The 22,952-nt window shown below is 66.8% G+C and carries 19 protein-coding genes and 1 tRNA gene; 8 read left to right on the plus strand and 12 right to left on the minus strand.

All coding sequences use genetic code 11. From position 1 onward, the window contains the following. Positions 1–53 precede the first annotated feature (53 nt). The 5 genes from sucD to AC50X6_RS11900 form a co-directional block, all read right to left on the minus strand. Positions 54–956, minus strand: coding sequence for a succinate--CoA ligase subunit alpha (sucD, locus tag AC50X6_RS11880; RefSeq protein WP_494966409.1), 903 nt, complete (start codon positions 954–956; stop codon positions 54–56). A 12-nt stretch (positions 957–968) separates the two neighbouring features. Beyond that, positions 969–2,138 (minus strand): ADP-forming succinate--CoA ligase subunit beta, encoded by a 1,170-nt coding sequence (gene sucC, locus AC50X6_RS11885; protein WP_494966410.1) that lies wholly within the window; start codon positions 2,136–2,138, stop codon positions 969–971. Positions 2,139–2,362: 224 nt separating this feature from the next. Beyond that, positions 2,363–3,070: a hypothetical protein gene (locus tag AC50X6_RS11890; RefSeq protein ID WP_494966411.1), complete on the minus strand. Its 708-nt coding sequence runs from the start codon at positions 3,068–3,070 to the stop codon at positions 2,363–2,365. Between the two features lie 49 nt (positions 3,071–3,119). Continuing rightward, a complete protein-coding gene (pcrA, locus tag AC50X6_RS11895; protein ID WP_494966482.1) occupies positions 3,120–5,642 on the minus strand; it encodes a DNA helicase PcrA in 2,523 nt (840 codons plus the stop codon). A gap of 80 nt (positions 5,643–5,722) precedes the next feature. Next, positions 5,723–6,577 carry an inositol monophosphatase family protein gene (locus AC50X6_RS11900; protein WP_494966412.1) on the minus strand — a complete coding sequence of 285 codons (855 nt, stop codon included), beginning with the start codon at positions 6,575–6,577 and terminating at the stop codon, positions 5,723–5,725. Between the two features lie 122 nt (positions 6,578–6,699). Here AC50X6_RS11900 and AC50X6_RS11905 point away from each other — a divergent pair, with 122 nt between their 5' ends. Beyond that, positions 6,700–7,347 (plus strand): hypothetical protein, encoded by a 648-nt coding sequence (locus tag AC50X6_RS11905; RefSeq protein WP_494966413.1) that lies wholly within the window; start codon positions 6,700–6,702, stop codon positions 7,345–7,347. 118 nt (positions 7,348–7,465) lie between these two features. Here the strand turns inward: AC50X6_RS11905 and AC50X6_RS11910 are convergent, their stop codons facing one another. Beyond that, positions 7,466–8,485: a hypothetical protein gene (locus tag AC50X6_RS11910; RefSeq protein ID WP_494966414.1), complete on the minus strand. Its 1,020-nt coding sequence runs from the start codon at positions 8,483–8,485 to the stop codon at positions 7,466–7,468. Between the two features lie 210 nt (positions 8,486–8,695). On the opposite strand from AC50X6_RS11910, the gene AC50X6_RS11915 reads away from it, so the two are divergent. After that, a complete protein-coding gene (locus AC50X6_RS11915) occupies positions 8,696–8,848 on the plus strand; it encodes a hypothetical protein (protein ID WP_326968520.1) in 153 nt (50 codons plus the stop codon). A gap of 102 nt (positions 8,849–8,950) precedes the next feature. Here the strand turns inward: AC50X6_RS11915 and AC50X6_RS11920 are convergent, their stop codons facing one another. Genes AC50X6_RS11920 through AC50X6_RS11930 form a run of 3 tightly spaced genes read right to left on the minus strand, consistent with a single transcriptional unit; the run spans position 8,951 to position 13,222 of the window. Then, a complete protein-coding gene (locus AC50X6_RS11920; RefSeq protein ID WP_494966415.1) occupies positions 8,951–10,474 on the minus strand; it encodes a putative bifunctional diguanylate cyclase/phosphodiesterase in 1,524 nt (507 codons plus the stop codon). Beyond that, on the minus strand, positions 10,464–10,880 hold the full coding sequence (locus AC50X6_RS11925) for a DUF7793 family protein (protein ID WP_494966416.1): 417 nt from the start codon (positions 10,878–10,880) through the stop codon (positions 10,464–10,466). The genes AC50X6_RS11920 and AC50X6_RS11925 overlap by 11 nt, the downstream gene beginning before the upstream one ends. Next, entirely contained in the window at positions 10,877–13,222 is a 2,346-nt protein-coding gene (locus AC50X6_RS11930) for a glycosyltransferase family 2 protein (protein WP_494966417.1), read from the minus strand. The genes AC50X6_RS11925 and AC50X6_RS11930 overlap by 4 nt, the downstream gene beginning before the upstream one ends. 195 nt (positions 13,223–13,417) lie before the next feature. Here AC50X6_RS11930 and AC50X6_RS11935 point away from each other — a divergent pair, with 195 nt between their 5' ends. Next, positions 13,418–14,992: a chitinase gene (locus AC50X6_RS11935; protein ID WP_494966418.1), complete on the plus strand. Its 1,575-nt coding sequence runs from the start codon at positions 13,418–13,420 to the stop codon at positions 14,990–14,992. 69 nt (positions 14,993–15,061) lie between these two features. Here AC50X6_RS11935 and AC50X6_RS11940 read toward each other — a convergent pair whose 3' ends face one another. Then, positions 15,062–15,820 (minus strand): DUF998 domain-containing protein, encoded by a 759-nt coding sequence (locus tag AC50X6_RS11940; RefSeq protein ID WP_494966419.1) that lies wholly within the window; start codon positions 15,818–15,820, stop codon positions 15,062–15,064. A gap of 85 nt (positions 15,821–15,905) precedes the next feature. On the opposite strand from AC50X6_RS11940, the gene AC50X6_RS11945 reads away from it, so the two are divergent. The 3 genes from AC50X6_RS11945 (at position 15,906) to AC50X6_RS11955 (ending at position 16,926) form a co-directional block, all read left to right on the plus strand. Beyond that, a tRNA-Arg gene (locus AC50X6_RS11945) sits at positions 15,906–15,978 on the plus strand. Between the two features lies 1 nt (position 15,979). Continuing rightward, positions 15,980–16,525, plus strand: a complete 546-nt coding sequence (locus AC50X6_RS11950) for a DUF6314 family protein (RefSeq protein WP_494966420.1) — start codon at positions 15,980–15,982, stop codon at positions 16,523–16,525. Next, positions 16,522–16,926, plus strand: coding sequence for an NUDIX hydrolase (locus tag AC50X6_RS11955; protein ID WP_494966421.1), 405 nt, complete (start codon positions 16,522–16,524; stop codon positions 16,924–16,926). The genes AC50X6_RS11950 and AC50X6_RS11955 overlap by 4 nt, the downstream gene beginning before the upstream one ends. Before the next feature lie 633 nt (positions 16,927–17,559). On the opposite strand, the gene AC50X6_RS11960 is transcribed toward AC50X6_RS11955, so the two are convergent. Together AC50X6_RS11960 and AC50X6_RS11965 are read right to left on the minus strand one after the other, a co-directional pair. After that, complete coding sequence (locus AC50X6_RS11960; protein ID WP_494966422.1) at positions 17,560–19,473, minus strand: ABC transporter ATP-binding protein; 1,914 nt, start codon at positions 19,471–19,473, stop codon at positions 17,560–17,562. After that, positions 19,470–21,170 (minus strand): ABC-F family ATP-binding cassette domain-containing protein, encoded by a 1,701-nt coding sequence (locus AC50X6_RS11965; protein ID WP_494966423.1) that lies wholly within the window; start codon positions 21,168–21,170, stop codon positions 19,470–19,472. The genes AC50X6_RS11960 and AC50X6_RS11965 overlap by 4 nt, the downstream gene beginning before the upstream one ends. Positions 21,171–21,428: 258 nt before the next feature. Between AC50X6_RS11965 and AC50X6_RS11970 the strand changes: the two genes are divergently transcribed. Both AC50X6_RS11970 and AC50X6_RS11975 read left to right on the plus strand, forming a co-directional pair. Further along, positions 21,429–22,175, plus strand: coding sequence for a hypothetical protein (locus AC50X6_RS11970; protein WP_494966424.1), 747 nt, complete (start codon positions 21,429–21,431; stop codon positions 22,173–22,175). After that, a complete protein-coding gene (locus AC50X6_RS11975) occupies positions 22,157–22,936 on the plus strand; it encodes a hypothetical protein (RefSeq protein ID WP_494966425.1) in 780 nt (259 codons plus the stop codon). The genes AC50X6_RS11970 and AC50X6_RS11975 overlap by 19 nt, the downstream gene beginning before the upstream one ends. The last annotated feature ends 16 nt before the right edge of the window (positions 22,937–22,952 follow it).

Below are 22,952 nucleotides of genomic sequence, written 5' to 3' on the forward strand. Positions count from 1 at the left end.
GTGGGACGGGCCGTAAGTGACCCCGCGTTGCTTGGTGCTGTGGTGCTCCGACCTTAGAGGGTTGCGAGGACTTCGCGCAGGAGCTTGGCGGTCTCGGACGGCGTCTTGCCGACCTTGACGCCGGCAGCCTCGAGGGCTTCCTGCTTGGCCTGGGCGGTGCCCGCGGAACCCGAGACGATGGCGCCGGCGTGGCCCATGGTCTTGCCTTCCGGAGCGGTAAAGCCAGCAACGTAGCCGACAACCGGCTTCGTGACGTGTGCCTTGATGTAGTCGGCGGCACGCTCCTCGGCGTCGCCGCCGATTTCGCCGATCATCACTATCGCCTTGGTCTCCGGGTCGGCTTCGAATGCCTCAAGGGCATCGATGTGGGTGGTGCCGATGACCGGGTCGCCGCCGATGCCGATGGCGGTGGAGAAGCCGAGGTCGCGCAGTTCGTACATCATCTGGTAGGTCAGGGTGCCCGACTTGGAGACGAGGCCGATGGGACCCTTGCCCGTAATGTTGGCCGGTGTGATGCCGACGAGGGCCTCACCCGGGGTGATGATGCCGGGGCAGTTCGGTCCGATGATGCGGGTGACCTGCTTGCTGTTGGCATCGACCTTGGACTGGGCCAGGGCCCAGAACTCGGCAGAGTCCTGGACGGGCACGCCTTCGGTGATGACGACGACCAGACCGATGCCGGCCTCGATGGCTTCAACGACGGCGTCCTTGGTGAATGCCGGCGGCACGAAGACGATGGACACGTCGGCGCCGGTCTCCGCCATGGCTTCCTTGACGGTGCCGAAGACGGTGATCTCGGTGTCTCCGTGCAGGACCGTGGTGCCGGCCTTGCGGGCGTTGACGCCACCAACAACGTTGGTGCCGGCCTTGAGCATCAGGGCGGTGTGCTTGGTGCCTTCGCCGCCGGTGATGCCCTGGACGATGACCTTGGAGTCCTTGTTCAGATAAATAGACATAGCTGAGTCCCTTTACTTCGCTGCGTTGGCGAGCTCGGCAGCCTTGTCGGCGCCCTCGTCCATGGTGGCGGCCAGGGTAACCAGCGGGTGGTTGGCCTCGGCCAGGATGCGGCGGCCTTCCTCGACGTTGTTGCCGTCGAGGCGCACTACCAGCGGCTTGTTCGCGGAGTGGCCCAGCTCGGCCAGCGCACCGACGATGCCCTTGGCGACGGCGTCGCAGGCGGTGATGCCGCCGAAGACGTTGACGAAGACGGACTTGACCTGCGGGTCGCCCAGGATGACGTCGAGGCCTGCTGCCATAACCTCTGCGGAAGCTCCACCGCCGATGTCCAGGAAGTTGGCGGGCTTGACGTTGCCGTGGTTTTCGCCGGCGTAGGCGACGACGTCCAGGGTGGACATCACCAGGCCTGCACCGTTACCGATGATGCCTACTTCGCCGTCCAGCTTGACGTAGTTGAGGTCCTGCGCCTTGGCCTTGGCCTCAAGCGGGTCGGCCGAGTCCTTGTCCTCAAGGTGGGCGTGCTTCGGGTGCCGGAAGTCGGCATTCTCGTCGAGGGAAACCTTGCCGTCGAGGGCAACGATGTCACCCGCGCCCGTCAGGACCAGGGGGTTGACCTCCACGAGGGTGGCGTCTTCCTTCTTGAAAACGTCCCAGAGCTTCAGGATGACGGCGGCGACCTTGCCGCGCAGTTCCTCGGCGAAGCCCGCAGCGGCGACGATTTCATCGGCCTTGGCCTGGTCGATGCCGACGGCCGGGTCGATCGCGATCTTGGCCAGGGCATCGGGGCGCTCAACGGCGAGCTGCTCAATGTCCATGCCGCCTTCGACCGAGCACATGGCCAGGTAGTTGCGGTTGGCCCGGTCCAGGAGGACGGAGAAGTAGTATTCCTCGGCGATATCGGCACCCTGGGCAATCATCACCCGGTGGACGGTGTGGCCCTTGATGTCCATGCCGAGGATGTTGGTGGAGTGTTCAAACGCCTCGTCGGCGGTCTTGGCGACCTTGACGCCGCCGGCCTTGCCGCGGCCTCCGGCCTTAACCTGGGCCTTCACGACCGTTACGCCGCCGATTTTCTCGGCAGCTGCCTTCGCTTCTTCAGGGGTGTGCGCTACGATGCCGGCAAGCACGGGTACACCGTGCGCCTCGAACATATCGCGCGCCTGGTATTCAAACAGGTCCACGGTTTAGTGTCCTTCTACGTCGAAGTAGTTTCTGTACAGCCGGACCCCACGTTCTCGCGGTTACCGGGCTGCGGAATAAACGCACCCTGCGGCTGGCTTGGAAACGAGCCACACGGCGCAATACTCCTTCCGGAACTCTAGTCGTTCCTTGGGACCGGCCCGTCCCAGAGTACCCGTTATGTGAGGAAGGACACTATTCTATTGAGCGTAGAAAAAGCCCTAGATTACGGGCTTTTTGGGGCGTCCGACGGCGCCTGGGAGGCCTGTTTACCGGCATCTGAGAAAAGCTCGTAACGGTCCCGCGACACAAAGAAAGCGACCCCGGCGGACACGTTTCCGCAGGCGACCCCGCCGTTGTACGCCGAGCAGCGGAGCCCGTTGCGCTCCAGGTTCTTGCCGTCGTCCAGGACGGGCAGTTGCGAAATCGGGCCGCTGCGGGTGCCCCCGGGGCCAAAAGCCGCTTCCTGCTGTGTGACCCCGGAGCGGCATTCGCCGTAGCTGGCCTTCGCAGGAGTGAGCAACGCGGCGCCGCCCAGGAAGCCCAGGCCGGTGCCTCCGCAGCTGTCGGTGGCGTCCTTCGCCTCCGGTGTCGGGTAGAGCGCCAGCCCGCAGTGCGCCACCGGCACGGTCGCCAGCTTGTTGTTGGCGCTGTCCGCGAAGCCGTTCTGTTCATACGGCAGGTTGAGGTGCTCGCCGCGTGCCGAGGTCAGCGAGCAGACCACGTTCCGGTCCGCGGTGACGAAGCTGAGAACCTCCTGCCCGACGGCGTACTTCGCGGCGTCTGTGAGGGGCGCCTGTTTAAGCTGCTCCAGCGCCGGCAGGGGCGGCGGCGGAACGTAGTCCGGGTCCTTCTGCGTGATGCTGCACGCCGAGGACGCCAGCAGGATGAGGGCGGCCATGATCCCCAGGAGTGCCCGTCGCATGGGCTCCATTATGCCTGCCGCGACCGCTTGGCCAGGCGGACACAAAGGCCGGCGGCGCTCAGGCATCGAGCTTGGTCAGCGGCGCGTAGCGGAGCAGGAGCCGCTTGTCACCGATCCCGAAGTTCACCTTGGCCACTGTTTTGTCGCCCGCGCCCTCGAGGGCCAGGACGGTGCCGTTGCCGAAACTCGTGTGGTTGACCTTGTCCCCCACGCTGACGGCGACGATTTCCTTTTGCGGTTGCACCCGGTTTTTGGCGATTGCCGCAGGGACGTCGGCATTGAAGCCGGCGGACGGGCCGGGCCCGGCGCCGCGGGCTCCGGCGCCCCAGGAGGACCCGCCGTAGCGGCTGGAGCCGACAGCGGACCCGCTCCCCCAGCTGCCGGTCTGGCGGTTGGACCCTTCGCGCCGCCATTCCACCAGCTCGGCCGGGATTTCCTCGATGAACTGGCTCGCCGGGTTGTACTGGCTCTGGCCCCACATGCTGCGGACCTCGGAACGGGTCAGGTAGAGCCGCTTCCGGGCCCGGGTCAGCCCCACGTAGGCCAGCCGGCGTTCCTCGGCCAGCTCCTTGGGGTCGGTGGCCGAGCGCTGGTGCGGGAACAGCCCGTGCTCCATGCCGGTCAGGAACACCACCGGGAATTCCAGGCCCTTGGCTGTGTGCAGGGTCATCAGGGTCACGACCCCGAGCCGCTTGGCTTCGGCGACGGCGGCCGCCAGGTCGTCGGCGTCACCGCCAGGGGCGTCCGGGATCTGGTCGGCGTCGGCCACGAGCGAGACCTGCTCGAGGAAGGCACCCAGCGAGCCCTCGGGGTTGTCACGTTCGTATTCACGCACGACGGCGACGAGTTCGGCGAGGTTTTCCACCCGGGACTCGTCCTGCGGGTCGGTGCTGGAGCGCAGGGTTGCAAGGTAGCCGGTCTGTTCCAGCACGGCCTCGATTGCGGCGGCCGCACCGGAGCCGGAGGCCACCTCCTCGAGATCGTCGAGCATCTTCACGAAGCCCTGCACGGCGTTGACGGAGCGGGTGGCCATGCCCGGCGCCTCGTCGGCGCGGCGGGCCGCGGCCATGAAGGATATCCGGTCCCGCTGGGCGAGGGAGGCCACGGCGCCTTCCGCGCGGTCGCCGATGCCGCGCCGGGGCTCGTTGAGGATCCGGCGCAGGTTCACGTCGTCGTCCGGGTTGATCAGCACCCGCAGGTAGGCGAGCGCGTCCTTGATCTCCTTGCGCTCGTAGAAGCGGGTTCCACCGACTACCTTGTACGGCAGCCCGACCCGCACCAGGACGTCCTCAATGGAGCGGGATTGGGCGTTGGTGCGGTAGAAGATGGCCACGTCGCCGGGCCGCAGATCGCCCTCGTCCTGCAGCCGGTCGATTTCCTTGGCGATGAACTGGGCTTCGTCGTGTTCGTTCTCGCCGACGTAGCCGACGATCTTCTCGCCGTCGCCCTCGGCAGTCCAGAGCCGCTTCTCGGGCCGGTTGGGGTTGCGTGAGATAACCGAGTTGGCGGCGCTGAGGATCGTCTGGGTGGAGCGGTAGTTCTGCTCAAGTTTGATGGTCCGGGCGTCAGGGTAGTCTTTTTCGAACTCCACGATGTTGCGGATATCGGCGCCGCGGAAGGCGTAGATGGACTGGTCCGAATCGCCGACGACGGTCAGTTCGGCCGCGCCGGGGCCCTCGCCGACGATTTCGCGGACCAGGGCGTACTGGGCGTGGTTGGTGTCCTGGTATTCGTCCACGAGGACGTGCCGGAAACGGCGCCGGTAGGAGTCCGCGAGCGCCGGGAACGCCCGGAACATGTAGACGGTCTCGGCGATCAGGTCATCGAAGTCCATGGCGTTGGCCTGGCGCAGCCGCTGCGAATAGCCCTTGAAGACCTCGGCGACGGCCTGCTCGAAGGGGTCGTTGTGATTGGCGGCCGAGGAGTAGCTGTCCGCGTCGATCAGTTCGTTCTTGAGCGCGGAGATCTTGTGCTGGATGGCCTTGGGCGCGAACCGTTTGGGATCGAGGTCCAGGTTCTTGGCCACCAGCGTGATCAGGCGCAGCGAGTCCGCGGAATCGTAGATGGAGAAGTTGGAATTCAGGCCGACGTTCTTGGCTTCCCGGCGCAGGATCCGGACGCAGGACGAGTGGAAGGTGGAGACCCACATGGTCTTGGCCCGGCCGCCGACCAGGGCTTCAACCCGTTCGCGCATTTCGGCGGCAGCCTTGTTGGTGAAGGTGATGGCCAGGATCTCGCCGTGGTGCGCGCGGTGGGTGGCAATGAGGTAAGCGATGCGGTTGCTGAGCACGCGGGTCTTGCCCGAACCGGCGCCGGCAACAATCAGCAGGGCACTGCCGGCGTGCTTGACCGCTTCTTCCTGCTCCGGGTTCAGGCCCTGCAGGAGCTCCTCCGCGCCCGGGAGCCGGGGGCCATCGTGGCCTCCGGCCGGGTTGGCGCCGTGACGGCCGTCACCGCCGTCTGTCCGCATGCTTCGCGCGGCATCCCGGGCTGCCATCCCCGTTCCGGCGGGCGATTTGGCGGCCGCCGCCGCTGTGGAGGCAGCTCGGAAGGGTCCGTCGGCGTGAGGGTCAAACAACATATCCATGGTGTTATCAAGTCTAGGCGGTGCCACTGACCGCCAGGTCCGCCCCCGCGGGGACGGGGTGTGTAGCGCCTGACCTAGCCGACGGAGCCGGACTCGAGCGCCGCGCGGAGCTGCCGGACCGCCGTCGTGCCCCCGGCGAGGAACCAGTCGAGCCCGTTGACCCGCACGACGTCGGCCGCGCCGCCGGCCGCGAGAACGATCGCCTGGCCGGGGAGCCAGTCCCATTCCGGGCAGCTGTGCTGGAACCAGCAGCCCAGTTCGCCGTCGGCCACCCGGCCCAGATCGCACGAGCCCGAGCCGAACATCCGAAGCGAAGCGGCGGAGGTCGCGGCGGCGTGCCAGGGCATGGCGCACAACGGATCGGCGAGCCAGGTGGGGTGGATGTAGGTGGCGGCACCGAGTTCGGACAGAGGAGCGACCGAGCGGCCGGCACCCGCTGCATCCGGCCGGAAGGTGGTCAGGGGTTCGCCGTTCAATGTTGAAGGCTGCGAGGTCCCGCCGAGCCACAGCTTGTCTTCCTCAGGCTGGAAAACCGAGCCGAGCACCACTCCGGAGGAGTCTTTGAGGGCGATGGCGGAGCACCAGTAGGTGGAGCCGTGCAGGAAGTTGTAGGTTCCGTCGACCGGGTCGATGACCCAGGTCCTGCCGCTGCTTCCCGTCACGGCGGAACCCTCTTCCCCAAGGATGCCGTCGTCGGGCCGGCAGCGCCGGAGCTGTTCCAGCACGTAGGCCTCGGCTGCGTGATCGGCGGCGGTGACCACATCGGAGACAGACGTCTTTTGCCGTCCCTCCAGCCCGGCCTGACGCATGAGGAGCGCCAGCGTGCCCGCCTCGCGCACGAGGGCGTCGGCGAGCTGGTAGTCATCCAGGGCAGGGTTGAGTTCGGCGGTGCTGTGCCGGCCAAGCCGGTGTTTTCCTAGTTCGGTCACGCTCTCCAGCCTATCGGCGGCCGTGGGCAGTGAACAGACGACGGTGACCGGCCACCGATCCGCCGTGACGATCCATGCCGATCTGTGCCGGCGGGACGGCGGTGCGGGGCGATAATGGAATCATGGCCAAGACTCCCGCGCAGCGGATCAAGAAGCACGGCGCCAACGCGACCGTCCCCCAGCACCAACTGCCGTCGGTGATCAATCCGAGCACCAGCCGGTCCCCGCAGAAAGCCCAGAACAACAGCAATCTGATCCTGATCGCGGGCGTCGTGGCGAGCCTTTTCCTGTTCTGGTACGTCCATCTGCTCACCCTGAACCAGCTCACCCAGCTGACCGGCGGCGTGGCCATGCCTGACTCACTGTTCGGAGGCTTCGACCAGGGCTTTGTGGAACGGCTCCGCTCGGTCATGGACGAAAACGCCCGCGGGCAGCTCAACTACGTCCACAAAACGGCGGGTCTACTCTTCCCGCTCATCTTCGGCTTCACCTGGCTGCTGCTGATCGGAACGAACGTGGCAAGGAAAGCCCTGCGCTGGGCGCTCTGGGCTGTTCCCATTCTCTTTGTCGTTGTGCGGCTGTGGGGAAACGTTGCCATTGATGCGATGCTGTCCGCCGACGCCGTCGACGCCGGCCAGGTTGCTTTGGCGTCGGGCCTCACCGTCGCCGGTTGGGTGCTGCTGGTGCTGAGCCTGGTGGTGGGCGGAGCCGCGGTGTTCCTGGGCCGCAAGACTGCCGCCGCCCACACCGCGGGACATGCCCAGCGCTGACCGCGGCCGCTGGACATGGTGGCACTATGTCAATCCGCGGGGCGGTCGGGAGGACATATCCATGGGTGTTGGGGCGGGATCGGCGATGGCGCAGCATCAGGCTGTGTGCGGGCTCGGCTTAAGCCGCGAGGTACCCCCGGGCCAGCTCTGCCCGCTGAGCGGCGCCGGCAGTTTCGAAGTGCTCGGCGGCCGTTAGGAGGTTCTGGTTGGCTTCGGCCTTGTTCCCGAGGGCGGCATAGGCCCGGCCCAGCAGGAGACACGCCTCGCCGAGGATTTGGGGCCCGGTATTGTCCACCTCAACGCAGATGCCTTCAAGCATCTGGATCGCTACCTCAACCTCGCCTGCCAGAAACGTCCAATGCCCGCGGTTGAGCCTTAGCAGCAGCAAGTCGCTGACGCTCCCCCCGACAACGTCCGTGGCCAGTTCGGCCCGTTCAATGCAGCGCAATGTGTCAGCGTCTGCGATGTCTGCCGCGAGCCGCATTGCGGCGGATGCCTTGTTGAATTTCGCCCAGACATCGAGGTTCCTTGCCGGGGAAAAGGTCGCCGCCGCAAGCTCGTGATATGCGAGACCCTCCTGCACCTTATTGCAAAGGAACGCTACGTTCCCGATGACCCAATAGACCTTGCCGATTAACTGGTCGTCGACTTCCGCGGAGACCACCTCCGCTAGTCCCAGACATTCTGCCCATGCCGCGTCCAGCTTCCCGCTGTCTGCCAAAGCTGCGATGAGCGCCTGTCGGGCCTTAACGTGGGTTTCGACATCGTCGTCGTCTATCACAAGCTCGACGGCTGCCCGGGCGGCATCCGCCGCCTCTTCCAGGAAGCCGGCCCCTTGTCTGGCCTTGGCCACCAGAATGTAGGTTCGTGCCTTGGCCCGCGGTTCCATCGAGGGATGGGATCCACCGACCAGATCCGAGGCAAGGGCCGCGCAGGCCTCGAAATCCTCCGCATCCAAGAGGTTCTCAGCTTGAAGGAACGTCATGTTCCACCAGGAATCCACATCGCCGTCGAAGCGGGCAATGTCGGCGGCGTCTTGTGCGCTACTGGCCGCTTGAACGAAGGCATGGTTGGTCCGGTGCTCGTGTGCCTGCAATTCAGCGGCGGCGTACAACGGCGAAACGGAGTGCAATGGCATGACTCAATTATCCGTCGCCTTGAGGGTGGAAACGTGCAGGGATCGCAAGCAAAACCTCCGCAGTTTTCGCGCAGTAATCGACCACCCTCGCGCGATTAGCATAGCTTTGACAGTGGTTGCGGGATTCTTGCTTCACGGCGTTTCTTCTACCTCTATACTGAACTCGCATCACATGCGTCACATCAGCCCCTTACGTATCAGGAGTCCTTCATGAAGAAAATCCTTGCAACGCTCCTCGTCACCGGAGCCATCGCAGCCGCAGGCCTGTCCGCTGGAGCCGCAGTTTCCGCAAGCGGCGACAACTCCGGTCAGGGCTCAATCTCGGCCGTGTACTGGTGGCCGAACTCCACCCCGAAGAACTAGCAAACGAAGCAGTACACGACGCCGGGTACCGGATTTTGAATCCGATACCCGGCGTCGTGCTTAATTCCTTAAACGGAGCTTGCACCTATCGGCGCCCCGCCCCTACTCCGCCAGTCTGAGCATGGACTCGATCTCGGCCGCCGGCACGGGCCGGCTGAAGTAGTAGCCCTGGCCGCTGGCGCAGCCCAGCGCCGTAAGGATCCGGGCCTGCTCCGCCGTCTCGATTCCTTCGGCAACAGCCTTGAGTCCGCAGGCATGGATGAGGTGCAGCACGGCCCCGACGAAGTTCCCTTGCTCGTCGTCGGTGCCCAGCCCGTCAATCAGGCTCTTGTCGATCTTGACCACGTTCACGGGCAGTTTCCGCAGGTAGCTGATGGACGAGTATCCGGTGCCGAAGTCGTCGATTTCCAGCTGCACACCGAGCCGGCGCAGCCCGCTGAGCGAGTACTTGTCCACGTCCCCGCCGTTCACGGCCATGGACTCCGTCAGCTCGACAATGAGGTTTGCGGCGTCCAGCCCCGTCTCGCGGAGGATGTCGCGGACATGTTCGATCAGTTGCAGGTTCTGCAGCTCGGTCGTGGAGATGTTGACGCGGACGTTGAATCTGCTGTCCATGTTGAGCGTCTGCTGCCAGTCGCGCAGCTGGCGCACGGCGTTGCGCAGGACCCAATGTCCCAGGTCCACGATCATGCCTGTCTCTTCGGCCAGCGGAATGAACTGGTCCGGCATCAGGAGTCCCCGCTCGGGGTGGCACCACCGCACCAGCGCCTCGACGCCTTCGATCCGGCCGGTCGCCAGCTCCACCACCGGCTGATAGTGCAAAGTGAGCTGGTCCTCGCGGATCGCTTTGCGCATTTCGGTGATCATGACGCTCTGGAGCCGGCGCGCGTAGAGCAACGCCGGTTCGAACACCTTGATGCTGCTGTGCGGCTGCGCCTTGGCCGCGTACATCGCCGTATCGGCTTCCATCACGAGCTCATCGGCGGACTGGCCCGCTTCCGCGATGCGCAGGCCGATGCTGGTGCCGCAGGTAACCCGCAGATCCCCGATTTCCAGGCTCTCACCCAGCGCCTTGAGGATCCTGTTGGCCACACGGCGGGCCCGGACGAGGTTGGATTTGGGCAGCATAACGGCGAATTCATCGCCGCCGAGGCGCGCAACGGTATCCGTATCGCGAACGGCATCCTGCAGCCGGCCGGCGACCACCCGGAGAACGTCGTCGCCGGCGCTGTGGCCCAGGGTGTCGTTGATGCCTTTGAAGGAATCGAGATCGAGGATCAGCAGGGCCGGCGGCATTTCGCCCCGGGACGTCTCCGCAAGGGCGTGGCTGAGCACCGAATTAAGCGCGGTCCGGTTGGCGAGCTGCGTCAGCGGGTCCCTCAGCGCCATGCGCTCAAGCTCCACCTGGGCTTCACGCAGCATGGCCGTGCGGCTCTCGACGCGTTCCTCGAGCTCCTGGTAGATGGTCTGCAGATCGTCGGCCATCAGGTTGATGCCGGCGATGACTGCGGCGACGTCGTCCCGGGCGCCCGAGTGCGGAATCCTGGTGGAAAGGTCCCCACCGGCGATGCGGACAATACCTTCCACCAGGGCGTGCAGCCTGGGATCCGGAGGATCAGTCTTCACTCGTGTATTGCCCTAACCACTCGATGGCTTCTTCCTCGGACGAAAAGAACCCGGCCGGAATCGTCTCACTTTTCGACCGCAGCAGGTAGTGGGCGATAACCCGGTCCACGGGGCTTTCACCGACCAGGGCAAACGCGGACGCGGCCACCGAGGTGGCAAAGACGTGCCGGGCCTCGACGCTCACTCCTAAGATACCGGTGATCACGAGCAGCACCGGCATCCGCCGGCCGCCGGCCATTGCCCGGACGGCGGCACCGGCAACCCGGGCCTCGGCCCCCTCGATTTCCTGGTTGGCCGGCAGGGTCACCTCGATAATTCCCCAGTGAAGGATTCGGACGCCGATCGGCTGGGCCGCGGCCTCTGCAGTGGTTTGCTCGTCGGGCCCGGCCGGGGCTTCAACCGTCATCGGACGGCAATCCGACGACGGCGGTCGGCGGAGCCGCGAAGATCCCGGTTAAGCCGGCGGTCGCCATGGTAGAGAATTGTCTCCCAGTCGATCTCCTCAGCTGTCTTGGGAATCACGGGACTCTCCTTTGCTTTCTTTGGCCGCGGGCTGACATAGAGCCAGTTGACCATTCCAAGGAACACGTCGACCGCGGAGTTGAAGACGCCGATGTACGCGCGCATCGCGCCGGCGGCGAGGATGGCGTTGAGCGAGGCGAAGGCCACGTTGCCCCAGTTTCCCAACTGGGCATCCCGCCAGACCGTTAACAGCGAGAATGCCACGATCGCGTATGGCGTCAGCACATAGATCGCGGGTGCGGAGGTGCGGTCCTTGACCTTCGGGGTGCGGGCGAACGGGATCTTGTCACCGGTGACAGCCTGCTGCAGAGATTTGAGGACGCCGGCCAGGTTCACCGGCAGCAGAACCAGGTTGAAGCCGTAGATCCGGAGGATATCGCTAAAACGGTGTCCGCAGTCGCGCAGATCGCTGCCCATGGCCAGGAAGTACGGCAGGGCCGCCAGGAACACGACGGGGCTCAGCAACCGGCTGTCGTAGGGGTAGGCCAGCAGGAAGAGCAGGCCAAAACTCGCCCAGGCGATGGATGCCATGTAGTTCACCCGCAGCAGTACCTCGCGGAACAGGATCGCCCGGCGCTCGGAGCGGTGCTGGCGGAGCTGGACCCACAGCTTGGGCAGGATCAGCAGGCCGCCGTTGGCCCAGCGCCGACGCTGGACCACGAGGGACCCGAAGTCCGGCGGGGTGGCGCTGTAGCTCAGCCGTTCCGGGTAGTTGACCAGGGTCCAGCCGTGCTGGCCGAGGTCGATGCTGGATTCGGTGTCCTCGATGACCGTGCGGTCCTGGATGTAGGTCCGGATCTCGAACCCGCCGCTGGTCTCCACCTCGACGATGTCCTCCAGCGCGCACTTCCGGATGACCGCGTTTGCTCCCACCCAGAAGGTGGCGCCGTAGTACGTCATGCCCTGGTGCAGGATGTGCTGAAGGTCGGTGGTGGCTCCTGCGACCCGTTCGATGCGGGTCGGCGCGCCGCGGAAGGAGGAGTACGGCGTCTGGGTCACGGCGACCCGCTCGTTGCCCGCAGATTCCAGGAAGTAGACCAGGCGGAGGCAGTAGTCACGCAGCAGGAGCGAGTCGGCGTCGAGCGTCAGCAGGTAGGTGGTGTCCCGGACGTCCAGCACCCGCCCCCGTCCCCCGCGCTCGACGTCGGGCTGCAGCTTGCGCAGGACCACGCCGTCGGCGGTGGTCTCTTCCTGCCAGGAATGCCCCATCAGCGAGATGTAGGCATTGAGGTTCATAGCCTTGTTGGCCTCATGCGAGAGACTCGCGTACTTTTTCCGCTCAAATGTTTCCGTGGTCACGGTGAAGATCCAGGTCAGCCGCAGGTACAGCTCCTCGAGCCGCGACCGTGGCGGTGACGCCCGCTGAACGGCAGCCGCAGTCAGCCCCACCAGCACGAGCCGTAGTTCGCGGGCCAGCCCCATCAGCACCAGATCCACGAAGAACTCGTCCACATGGTCCTCGACCTGCTCGCCGGCCGCCATCGACTCCAGCCAGTCAGCTGCGGCCTCGTATTCGGCGATCAGCAGGGCCAGCTCGGCGGGCTCGTCGTAGGCGGCGGGCTCGTCGCGGTGCCGGAAGTCCGCCAGGGCAGTGGTGAAACGTTGCGCCGGAGCGCCCAGGGCGGCGGCGATCTCCGCCGTCAGGGCCCGCGTCTTGTCCAGCCGTGCGAGGTCCGAAGGGTCCGAAGGGTGTGGCGGATCATCCAGCAGCAGGACGATCTTGAGATCCGGGAACTCCTGCAGTGCGGCGGACCACAGGGTGGCGCGCACAACCTGCGGCTCCTCGGCGTAGGAAGGGACCAGGACAGTGATGCCGTCGGCATAACCGGAAAAGTGGCGGTCGAGTTCTCCGCGCGGAACGCGCTGGTGGTCCCGGAAGCGGTATAGCGCCCCTTGTCTGGCCAACAGATACATGAGTGCCGAAAATGTCAGGAATGTTACGACGACAAGATAGGAACCCGTCTCGAATTGGAACCGAAAGCCGGCGTTGGGGTTATCCGCAAGCTCTTTGAGGATTGTCGAAATGACGTAAGTAACCCAAGCCAGGACCGTGGTGAGAATGGCCAGCCGGCCGAGAATTATTTTGCGCCGGGTGGGCCGGGGGTGCACGATCGACAGCGGCTCGGAACGCCGCTCCGCCCCCCACTGGCGGCGCCGCGAGGCACCCTTTTGATCGCCGGAGACGCCTTCTGCGTCCAGGCGCGGCAAGACAAGCTGATCAGACATTGGTCCCCATAGACGGCAAAGTCGGCGTGCGCTTTTGCGGAATCGCGCACGAAGCACCGGAATGTTCCGGCCAGTGCCCTTATGATAATGCAAGGTCAGACCGATGCCGGACAACAGACACCCCGGAATTTACTCAATCTGATCCTCGCAGCCGGCAGGTGACCGGCAGGTGACCTAATGACATAAGGGGGCCCTGTGTCCGAAAAATTTCCAGGCCGCAAGTTATCGATCACCCGGTTGGGCGTCCTCATCGGAGTCGTGGTGGCAGCCACCGTCGGCGGGGTGGGCGCCTGGGGTAACTTCCAGGACGTCCGGGCAGCCGAGGCCATCCCCTCCATTTTCTCCGGCTACGTCGACGTCACCGCTACTCCGAGGTATCCCTTTGAAGCGCCTGTGTCCAAGGAAGCCGGGAACGTGGTGCTGTCGTTCGTGGTGGCCGATGCCAAGGACGGTTGTGCCCCCACCTGGGGAGCTGCGTACTCCCTGGACGAGGCCGGCTCGGCCCTGGACCTGGACCGCCGCGTGGCACGGCTCCAACAATTGGGCGGGGCCGTTTCCGTCTCCTTCGGCGGACTGATCAACAACGAACTGGCTGTCAGCTGCACGGACCCGGTGCGGCTCACGGCGGCCTACCGTGACGTCGTCGACCGCTACAACGTCGGCAGCATCGATCTGGACATCGAGGGCGGAGCCCTCAGCGACGTCGACGCCCTGGACCGGCGCTCCGCGGCCATCGCTGCGCTCCAGCAGGACCGCCGCCGCGACGGCAAGGACCTCAGCGTCTGGCTGACGCTTCCGGCCGACCCGAACGGCATGACGACGGCGGGCACCGACGCGGTGCGTCGAATGATTTCCGCGGGTACCGAGCTCGCCGGGGTCAACGTTATGACCATGGACTATGGCGGAAGCAGGCTGCCGGGCCGCTCGATGTACGAGAATGCCGTCTCCGCCGCGGAGGCCACGCACGGGCAGCTCACCACCCTGTTCCGGGCGGCAGGGACCGAGCTGGGCGGCGAAACCGTCTGGCGCAAGATCGGCCTGACCCCGATGATCGGCCAGAACGACATTGCCGGTGAAATCTTCACGCTCCAGGACGCGCAGGACCTTAGCGGTTATGCAAGCGCCAAGGGCGTGGGCCGCCTGTCGATGTGGTCCCTGAACCGTGACCGGACGTGCAGCCCCAATTACCCTGACGTCGAGCAGGTCTCTGACGGTTGCAGCGGCGTGGAGCAGGATTCAGCGAGCTTTGCCACGATCCTCGGCGCGGGCGTCACCGCCCCGTCGGCCGCACCGGCGCCGTCCGTGCAACCGACGGCGGCCCCCGCCGTCAGCGACGATCCGACCACCAGCCCGTACCCGGTATGGAGCGAAACCACCGCTTACACGACCGGCGAGCGGATCGTCTGGCACTCCAACGTCTATGAGGCCAAGTGGTGGACCCGCGCGGACACCCCGGATGATCCGGTACGCCAGGGTGCCGCCACGCCGTGGCGCATCATCGGCCCCGTGCTGCCCGGCGACAGGCCGACTCCCCAGCTCACCGCGCCCGCCGGTACCGCAGCCCAGTGGCAGCCGGCCACGGTTTACCGCAAGGGCGACCGCGTCCTCTTCGAGGGCCGCGTCTTCGAAGCGAAGTGGTGGACCCAGACGAACAGCCCTGAGGCCGCCCTGCAGGGCTCGCCGGAATCGCCGTGGTCAAAGCTGCGGGACGAGGAGCTGCTGAAGGTCATAGCGGCCGCGTCCGCCTCTCCGGCGGCGGTGCCCAAGTAGCGGCCGGCGATCCGGGGGCCGCCGGGAGGCAGGGCTGCACCACGGCTTTTCGCCGCACGCCGCAACTGCTCAAGCCTGTGCGCGGTCAAGCCTGCGCGCGGTCCGCACACGCTGTGCCACAACAAGCCCCACCGCCGCCATGCCGATGGTGATCGGGTACCCCATCAGCCGTTCCAGGCTGCCGGGCTCCGGGACCGCCATGCCGGTCACCCCGCCGGTAATCAACGCACCGAGGGACACCACACCGCACGCGAGGATAAACCAGCCGAGGGGGGACTGCCGGAGCCACAGCCCGCCGAGAACCATCAGCGCCACAGCCCCGGCGGCGAAGTAGGCCACCGCGCCAACCATGTGCCAGCCGGAGCCGGCATCCTCCGGCACCAGGCCCACCAGAACGGTGCCGGCACCCGCGAGGGCGGTGAGGGTGCGGGCGATGATCGCGGCGGCCCGCGGCGCCAGGCCGGCCGGGGCCAGCGCCGGCCGTGCCCCGGGCCGTGCCGCCGTGCACAGCAGGGCCGAGCTGAGCAGCAGTGCGCCGGCCATCATCCCAACGCCCTGGACCACAAACGAGGCATTCATCAGCAGATGCGCCGGCGAGCAGACGTCACGGCCGTCGAACGCCCCGCAGCCGTTGGCGCCCAGATCACTGATGTAACCCGTCCGGCGGCTGTACGGCGCGGATCCCGCCCAGGCGCCGATCACGGCCGCCTCAGCCACGAAATACTGCAGCACGCTTAGCAGTGCCAGAGCACCGGCATAGAACCTGGTGGCGGGCACATCCGGGAGATAGATGATGTTCTTGGAGGCCGGGGAGGCTGGGGCAGTCATGGAAAGAGCGTAGTACGGTCCCTCACCTTGTATGCTTATATCCGTGTCCGAACGGGCCGGCCGCGGCCGTCCAGTCCGGAGGCCCGCCCTCGTAGCTCAGTGGATAGAGCACGGCTCTCCTAAAGCCGGTGTCGTTGGTTCGATTCCAATCGAGGGCACTTGAACCCCCAGTTCCCGGACTCCGCTCCGGACTTCGACCTCCGCGCCTACCTGGTGGGCGCCTGGGAGGTGGACCGCACCCTCCTGGACCGGGCCGCCGGCACCCGCGGTGCCTTCACCGGCGTCGCCCGCTTCACTCCCCTCGGCGATGATGACAGTCGGCACGGTGGCCACGCACGGGATCACGACGGCGGCCTCCGCCTCCACGAAGAAGGCACCATCGTCTGGACCTCCTTCAGCGGCGAACCGTTCACGGGTCCGGCCTGCCGCGACTACCTGCTGCGGGCCACGGAGTCGCCGGACACGATGGACATGTCCTTCCCGGACGGCCGCCCCTTCCACCGCATGGGGTTCGGCGCGCAGAGCAGCCACGACCAGCACTGGTGCGAGCCGGACACCTACCGGGTGAGCTACGCCAGGACCGGCCCGGACGAATTCCGCTACCGCTGGGAGGTCACGGGACCGGCCAAGGACTTTCAGCTCGACTCCGTGCTTCGCCGCCAGCAGCCAGCCGCCAGCCGCCGGCCGCCAGGCACCCACGGATGAATCCGCTCATTGTGGTCTCCGCCGTCTGCGTCTTTGACGACGCCGGACGGCTCCTGACCGTCCGCAAGAAGGGCACGGCCAAATTCATGCATCCCGGCGGGAAGCCAGAGGCCGGCGAGACTGCCGCCGAGACGGCGTCGCGCGAACTGGAAGAAGAAGTCGGGATCGTGCTCGCGCCGGACGAGCTGGAGCTCCTCGGGATCTGGCTCGCGGACGCCGCCAACGAGGCGGCCACACAGATCGAGGCCACCGTCTTCACCGCCCCCGGGACCTGGTGCGCCTGCCCCTCCGCTGAAATTGCCGAGATCCGCTGGCTGGAGCTCGACGGCAAACTGCCAAACGACCTCGCCCCGCTGCTCACCGACCATGTCCTGCCGGTCCTGCGGGGCCAGCAGGACTAGCGGCATTTTCGCTGGGTCGTCGGGGGTCTAGGCAACGCCAAGACCTTTCCGCGCCGGGGGTAACGGGGAGCATGCCCATCCTTCGCACCCGGGACTGAGCATAATTACACTATGTCCACCCGCTGGCCGCGGCGCGGGGCATGTCCCTTGGGGCGGGTGTCCAGACCCGGGGGTATTTTCGTTGCCCTGCTCGGGCGCAGGCGGCCGTTGGCGGCGTTCCTTCCCGGTTACCAGCCGCCACACCTCCCATCGGCCCGGGCAAGGCCCGGATTTCCCGCGGGCTTGTGGCGCCGGCGCCGAAGTAACTGGGCAGGAACGTCGCGGCCTGCCGCGTCGGGCGGGTCCGGTCGGGGCGTCGGGCGGGCCCGGTCGAAATTCGGGCGGGTCGGGCCAAGCGTTGGGCGGGTCCGGTCGAAATTCGGGCGGGTCGGGCCAAGCGTTGGGCGGGTCCGGCGTCGGGGAGCCCGGCGTCGCCGCGAGAGGACATGTCCATTCTTCGCACCCGGGACCGGGCATAATGACACTGTGTCCACCCGCCGGCCCCGGCGCGGGGCATGTCCCTGAGCCCCCCGCCCCGCCCACGCGCCAGGACTCCCGGGCCAAGGCTCCCGGACGAATCAGCGAAAATGCGCCCTAGAGCCCGGGAACGGCCTCGTCGACCACCGCAGCGGCCTCGGCGAACTGGGTCCGGTACAGCTCCGCGTAGCGGCCTTCGGCGGCGAGCAGTTGCGTGTGGGTTCCGCGCTCCACGATCGAGCCGTCCTCCACCACCAGGATGGCGTCGGCGGCGCGGATGGTGGAGAGCCGGTGGGCAATCACGACGGCGGTGCGGCCCTCCAGCGCGGCGCCGAGTGCTTCCTGCACGGCGGCTTCGTTGGTGGAGTCCAGCGCGGCCGTGGCCTCGTCCAGGATGACGACGCGAGGCTGCGAGATCAGCAGGCGCGCGATGGTGAGGCGCTGGCGTTCTCCGCCGGAGAGCCGGTAGCCGCGCTCCCCCACTACGGTGTCCAGGCCGTCCGGCAGGGAGCGGATCATGTCCTCGAGCCGGGCCTGGCGCAGCACACCCCACATCTGTTCCTCGGTGGCATCCGGTGCGGCCAGACGCAGGTTGGAGGAAATGCTCTCGTGGAACAGGTGGCCGTCCTGCGTCACCATGCCGAGGGTTTCGCGCATCGCGTCGAAGGTGAGGTCACGGACGTCGACGCCGGTGCCCGGTGCCGTGCCGCCGAAGCGGACGGCGCCGGAATCGACGTCGTACAAGCGGGAGAGTAACTGCGCGATGGTGGACTTGCCGGCACCGGAGGAACCCACGAGGGCCACGGTCTGGCCCGGCTCCACCCGGAAGCTGATCCCGTGCAGCACCTCGTCCCCGCCGCGGGTGTCCAGCGTGACCACGTCCTCCAGCGAGGCCAGCGAGACCTTGTCCGCCGAGGGGTAGGCGAAGCGGACGTCGTCGAACTCCACCGAGAGCGGGCCGGGCGGCGATGACACGGCGTCGGGCTTCTGCACGATCAGCGGCTTGAGGTCCAGGATCTCGAAGACGCGCTCGAAGCTGACCAGGGCGCTCATGATTTCCACCCGGGCGTTGGAGAGCGCCGTCAGCGGCGCGTAGAGGCGGGTCAGCAGCAGCGCCAGCACCACGACGTCGCCGGCTGCAAGCTGCCCCTGGAGGGCCAGCCAGCCGCCCAGGCCGTAGACCAGCGCCAGGGCCAGCGCCGAGACGAGCGTCAGGGCCGTGACAAAAGTGAACTGCAGCATGGCGGTGCGCACACCGATGTCCCGGACGCGGCCGGCGCGGAGCGCGAATTCGCGCGACTCCTCATCGGGGCGGCCGAAGAGCTTCACCAGGGTGGCGCCGGGGGCGGAGAACCGCTCGGTCATCTGGGTGCCCATGGCGGCGTTGTGCTCGGCGGCTTCGCGGCGCAGGTCGGCCAGCCGGGAGCCCATCCGGCGGGCCGGAATCAGGAAGATCGGCAGCAGGATCATGGCGAGCACGGTGACGAGCCAGGACTTGCCCAGCATCACCACGAGGGTGAGGGCCAGGGCCACGACGTTGCTGACAACGCCGGAGAGCGTTCCGGCGAAGGCCGACTGCGCCCCGATCACGTCGTTGTTCAGCCGGCTGACGAGCGCCCCGGTGCGGGTGCGGGTGAAGAAGGCGATCGGCATCTTCTGCACGTGGTCGAACACTCTGGTCCGCAGGTCCACGATCACACCCTCGCCGATGATGGAGGACAACCAGCGCGTGACCAGGCCAATACCGGCTTCCGCCACCGCCACGATGGCGATCAGCACGGCGAGCCGGACCACGACGTCGGTGCCGGCACCGGCGATGATCGCGTCAACCACCTGCCCGGCGAGGACCGGGGTGGCGACGGCCAGCACGGCCATCACGATGGAGAGCAGCACGAAGGCGATCAGCTTTCCCCGGTGCGGCCGGGCGAAGCCGAAGACACGCCGGAGCAGCTCCTTCGAAAACGGCTTGGAGCCGGACGAGGCGCGGGTGATGTTGTAAAGGGAGCTCCAGGCCACCCGGTCCATGCTCATGCGTTGTTGCCTTTCGGGGCGGCGGTCCGTCCGCCGGTGGGTGCGGGAGAGGTATGGCCCAGCAGCTCGGTGACGACGCCGTTGTCCACGTTCCAGCGCGCGTCCAGGCGCACGTTTTCCAGCAGCCGCCGGTCGTGCGTGACCAGCAGCAGCGCGCCGTCGTAGCCTTCAAGGGCGTCCTCGAGCTGTTCGATGGCGGGCAGGTCAAGGTGGTTGGTGGGTTCATCCAGGACCAGCAGGTTGACGCCGCGGGCCTGCAGCAGGGCCAGTGCGGCCCGGGTCCGTTCCCCCGGTGACAGGGAATCCATGGGGCGGGAGGTGTGGTCCGCCTTAAGACCGAACTTGGCGAGCAGGGTGCGGACTTCGGCCGGGGACTGGTCCGTGAGGACGGCCTCGACGGCCGCGCCCAGCAGCAGGCCTCCGGCCAGCAGCCCGCGGGCCTGGTCAATCTCACCGACGGCCACCGATGCGCCCATGGACGCGTCGCCGGAATCAGGGCGCTGCCCGCCCAGCAGCAGGCGCAGCAGGGTGGATTTTCCGGCGCCGTTGGGACCGGTGATCCCGATCCGCTCGCCGGCGTTCAGCTGCAGGTTCACCGGGCCCAGAGTGAAGTCCCCCTGCTGCACAACGGCGTCACGGAGCGTGGCCACTACGGCGCTGGACCGCGGCGCCGCCCCGATGCTGAACTGAAGTTGCCACTCCTTGCGTGGCTCTTCGACTTCTTCGAGCCGGGCGATCCGGGATTCCATCTGGCGGACCTTCTGGCCCTGCTTTTCGGAGGACTCGGTGCTGGCCGCGCGCCGGATCTTGTCATTGTCCGGGTTCTTTTTCATGGCGTTCCGGACGCCCTGGGAGCTCCATTCCCGCTGGGTCCGGGCCCGCGACATGAGGTCCGCCTTGGTGCCGGCGTACTCCTCGTAGCGTTCGCGGGCGTGCCTTCGCGCGACCGCCCGCTCCTCCAGGAAAGCCTCATAGCCGCCGTCGTAGACCGCCACGGAGTTCTGGGCCAGATCCAGCTCAACGATGGAGGTCACGCAGCGGGCCAAGAACTCACGGTCATGGGAGACCAGCACAGCGCCGCCGCGCAGGCCCTGCACGAAGCCCTCCAGCCTGGCCAGGCCGTTGAGGTCCAGGTCATTGGTGGGCTCGTCCAGCAGCACGATATCGAAGCGGCTCAGCAGCAGCGCGGCGAGCGCCACCCGGGCGGCCTGCCCGCCGGAGAGCCCGGACATCGCAGCCCCGGACCCCACCTCGAGGCCGAGGTCTGCCAGGGCCGGCGGGATCCGGTCCTCGAGGTCGGCCGCCCCGGAGGCCATCCAGCGGTCGAAGGCCAGCGAGTAGGCGTCGTCCGAGCCGCGTGCCCCTGTGCCCAACGCCTCGGCCGTGGACTCCATCTCCGCCGTGGCCTGCGCGCATCCGGTCCGGCGGGCGATGTAGCCGCCCACCGTCTCGCCGGGGATCCGCTCGTGTTCCTGCGGCAGCCAGCCGACGAACGCGTCCGCCGGGGCAAGACTGACAGTGCCCTCCTGCGGTGCGTCGACGCCGGCCAGCAGCCGGAGCAGGGTGGATTTGCCCGCCCCGTTGGCGCCCACGACGCCGATGACGTCGCCTGGCGCGACGGTCAGGGAGAGTTTGGCGAAGAGTCTGCGGTGGTCGTGGCCACCGGACAGGTCCTTGGCAACAAGGGTTGCAGTCATTGGTCCATTCTCTCACCGCAGCCCAAAACGGGCAGCCCGGCAGGCAATCCGTTACGGCAGGAAACCGCCAAGAAGCGGCCGGAATCCCGCCGGGCATGAAAGAACCCGCTGGTCCGGACTTGGGGGGTGTACGGACCAGCGGGTTCGAGCATTTAGCATAGTTGAATCAGCACCTTACGCAAAATCCTAGTCCCGGCCGCGTCGTCACAGCCGCGCTCCAGTAGAACCACGTCCCGCCGATTCCGCAGGAAGCCCTAGATGCCACTACCCGCGAAGGCGTTCCAACGCTGGCTTCACGAGGTTGCCCCGAAGTCCAGCACGGCTGACATCTGCCGGATCTCCGGGATCAAGCGCACCACTCTGGCGCAGCAACTGGTGCGTGGGAAGGTGGCCGAAACCACCCTCGTCAGCATCAGCCGGGCCGTGCGCCTGAGTCCGCTGGCGGCCCTCGCCTCGTTCGACAGCTTCGCCGAGCTGGCCGGACAGCCGCTGCCGCCGGCTCCCGCCGAGCTGGTCAGCCAGATTGCCACCATGGATCTGCTGCGCGCCGTCATTTCCCGGTCTTCACCGGCGTACGGCGGTTACGGGGATCACGGCAGTTCGCTGACGCCGCCGCTCAGCCCCGCCCCGCACGCTACGTCCGTCCGGAACTGGGTTGACGCGATCGACGACGGCGAGCTGCGGCACCGGGTCTCCGCCGCCACCGGGGTCGCACCGCAGAACTACTCGGCACAGTTGACCGCGAACCGGCTCTCCCCGGAACTCGCCGTCGCGACGGCGCGCTCGGCGGGCATGGGATTCACGGGCGGACTCGTCGCAACCGGCTTGATCACGGAAGCCGAGGCAGGCTGGGCGCCAGGGGCAAGGCAGGCCGCCCTCGACGCGCTCTCGGACGGTGACCTCACGGCGCTGGCCGGCGAGCGCCTGCAAACCCTTGGCAAGACCCTCCGCAGGCAGGAACAGGAACAGGCACAGACAGAAAAGATATGGGAGAACCTCGGATGATCGCGATCCTGCAGTGGACCACATTGGCGGTCTGCGGCGTCATAGCGCTCGCCCGTATCCCCAGCGCCATCCGGGGTGAGAACCGTTCGCTGTTCTTCATCTACGCGTTTATGACGGTGGCTATCCTGCTCAGTATTGATGCCCCGTACACGGCCGTGGATTCCGGGTTGGGATCGGAGAACTATGCGAACCTAATGCTTCGATTTGTCATCTATGGGGCCGTGCTGCTGGCCGGATACCGGATCGCCAAGGCCTTCGACGCCCAGAGGAGTATCCGCCTCATCATAGGGCCGGTGGGGATTGGAGTCCTCTCCCTCATCGGCATCGCGACCCTGGCACTCTTCCTGCTGGCCGACACCTCTGGGTCGGTCACCGGGTTGACCACCCTTCCGTCCAGAAGCCCTGAGAACGCGGTAATCATCGAGGCTTATGCGGCGGCAGGCCGCCTGTACCCGTCGTACGTGGCAGCGTGCATCCTTCCCGCCACCTACCGGGCCATCAGTCAGAGGCTGCCCGTTGCCATCCGCGCGGGGGCGCTACTGTTGACCGTCGCCTTTGCGTCCATGACGTTAGGCTCCTTCTTCCCCCTCATCCCGACGGAAGTCGGATATGTGAAGGCCATCATCAACTACGTCGCGCTGCTGTGCCTCGCCCTGGGACTGGCCGCCGTCTGGGTCTCCAGCCTGATGGCGGGCCGCTCACGTCGGCTCGGGAAGACATTGGCGGAGCGGACGCCGAAGACGAAGCCGGGCTTCAAATGACGACTGCCGTGAGCTG

The organism is Pseudarthrobacter sp. HLT1-7 (assembly GCF_059383435.1).

Bases quoted from the DNA above. Each gene is read 5' to 3' on its own strand.
- AC50X6_RS11915 (WP_326968520.1), top strand. From the start codon at position 8,696: ATGAAGAAAATCCTTGCAACGCTCCTCGTCACCGGAGCCATCGCAGCC.
- AC50X6_RS11960 (WP_494966422.1), bottom strand. From the start codon at position 19,473: ATGAGCATGGACCGGGTGGCCTGGAGCTCCCTTTACAACATCACCCGC.
- AC50X6_RS11955 (WP_494966421.1), top strand. From the start codon at position 16,522: ATGAATCCGCTCATTGTGGTCTCCGCCGTCTGCGTCTTTGACGACGCC.
- AC50X6_RS11930 (WP_494966417.1), bottom strand. From the start codon at position 13,222: ATGTCTGATCAGCTTGTCTTGCCGCGCCTGGACGCAGAAGGCGTCTCC.
- AC50X6_RS11965 (WP_494966423.1), bottom strand. From the start codon at position 21,170: ATGACTGCAACCCTTGTTGCCAAGGACCTGTCCGGTGGCCACGACCAC.
- AC50X6_RS11910 (WP_494966414.1), bottom strand. From the start codon at position 8,485: ATGCCATTGCACTCCGTTTCGCCGTTGTACGCCGCCGCTGAATTGCAG.
- AC50X6_RS11925 (WP_494966416.1), bottom strand. From the start codon at position 10,880: ATGACGGTTGAAGCCCCGGCCGGGCCCGACGAGCAAACCACTGCAGAG.
- AC50X6_RS11905 (WP_494966413.1), top strand. From the start codon at position 6,700: ATGGCCAAGACTCCCGCGCAGCGGATCAAGAAGCACGGCGCCAACGCG.
- AC50X6_RS11970 (WP_494966424.1), top strand. From the start codon at position 21,429: ATGCCACTACCCGCGAAGGCGTTCCAACGCTGGCTTCACGAGGTTGCC.
- AC50X6_RS11890 (WP_494966411.1), bottom strand. From the start codon at position 3,070: ATGGAGCCCATGCGACGGGCACTCCTGGGGATCATGGCCGCCCTCATC.
- pcrA (WP_494966482.1), bottom strand. From the start codon at position 5,642: ATGTTGTTTGACCCTCACGCCGACGGACCCTTCCGAGCTGCCTCCACA.
- AC50X6_RS11940 (WP_494966419.1), bottom strand. From the start codon at position 15,820: ATGACTGCCCCAGCCTCCCCGGCCTCCAAGAACATCATCTATCTCCCG.
- AC50X6_RS11975 (WP_494966425.1), top strand. From the start codon at position 22,157: ATGGGAGAACCTCGGATGATCGCGATCCTGCAGTGGACCACATTGGCG.
- sucD (WP_494966409.1), bottom strand. From the start codon at position 956: ATGTCTATTTATCTGAACAAGGACTCCAAGGTCATCGTCCAGGGCATC.